This window comes from Leisingera sp. F5 (assembly GCF_001593695.1).
Window position 1 is genome coordinate 1 of the sequence record NZ_LUKH01000934.1, and the last position, 1,454, is coordinate 1,454.

Below are 1,454 nucleotides of genomic sequence, written 5' to 3' on the forward strand. Positions count from 1 at the left end.
GAGCATGGGGGCGAACCGCGGGTCTGTTCCATGGTACCGGTCCCGGACGAAGCCGGCGAAGATGCACGGCGATGCGTCCGCGAGCGAACGGAGTTGATCTCCGAGCGGATCGGCCTGACCAGCCGGATCGGCGCCGTCTGGCGGCATTAGGCGTCGAGGGTTGCAATCCGCTCCTCCAGAGCCGCCGGCATCGATTGGTGGATTCGCGCACCGGGCTCGGTGAGCCGCTGCCGCCGAACGCATTTGCAAAGATTGACCGGCTATTGAGCGGGCTCGAGCTCGTACTCAGCCAGGTCGCTCAACTGGAGCGGGAGCGTGATGCCGTGGTTAAGGAACCCGCTGCGGATGAGGCCGGAAAAATGATCCAGCAGCTTTGCCGGTTACGCGGTATCGGGGTGCAGAGTGCCACCGTGCTGGTGCGCGAAGCTTTCGTGCGCCGCTTTGCCAATGGCAAGGCGTTGGGATCGTATGCAGGGCTTACGGCGACGCCCTGCAACAGCGGCGGAGTGGAACGTGAGCAAGGGATCGGGAAAGCCGGAAACAGGCGGCTTAGAACGGCGATGGCCGAACTGGCGTGGCTCTGCCTGCGCTGCCAGCCCGGCGCCGAGCAGGTTACCCGGTTCCGGGAGCGAACAGGCCAGACCGGCCGGCGTGTGCGTAAGGTGATGATCGTTGCGCTTGCCCGAAAGCTGCTGATTGCCCTTTGGCGGTTTGCCACTGATGGAGTGGTCCCGCAGGGAGCGGCCATGGAACCCGCCGGCTGACAGTTAATGAGATCAGGCTGCTTTGCAACCGCATGGCGGCTTGGTGGCCGAGGGAACGCCGCCGTTGTCCGGCGTGGCACAATAGATGCCGTTTTCGCAGAGTGGTGCCGTTCTTTTAGGGTTCTCCGCTCCCGAATACGGGACAGTGGTTGGGAGGCTGGTCCCGCCGGATGCGAGGTTTGCAGACAGGGGGCCGCCGAAACAGAGCTCACTTCGAGCGCCGATGAAGAAATTATACCATTGACGGAGACATCATCATGTGAGGCCGGACACAGGCCTGCTTCAGACCAAGGCACAGGCCGCCTCAGCAAGGACTTGCTTTGCAGGAACCATCCACACAAGATATTCCGGCAAGGCAGCGGCCTGCGCCGGATGAACCTGCTTGCACGAAGTCCTCTTTACCCGGCCTGCTGCGCGCTATAGTCATTGCGGGCGCTGCGAGAGAGGGAATAGCCATGGCCGACGATCTATTCAACAGCTTCATGAACGGTCCGGATGAACAGGGGCGTTTCGGCATCTTTGGCGGGCGGTTTGTCTCGGAAACCCTGATGCCGCTGATCCTGAGCCTTGAGGAAGAATACAACCGGGCCAAGGATGATCCTGCTTTCTGGGCGGAGATGAAGGATCTGTGGGCGCATTACGTGGGCCGCCCCAGTCCGCTCTATCACGCCGAGCGGCTCAGCACCGAAC

At 62.3% G+C, this 1,454-nt stretch carries 2 pseudogenes; both read left to right on the forward strand.

The annotated features are described in order from the left end of the window. Nucleotides 1–764 (forward strand): annotated as a pseudogene (locus tag A2I95_RS37575) (transposase); the annotation flags it as partial. 455 nt (nt 765–1,219) lie between these two features. Then, nucleotides 1,220–1,454 (forward strand): annotated as a pseudogene (locus A2I95_RS37580) (tryptophan synthase subunit beta); the annotation flags it as partial.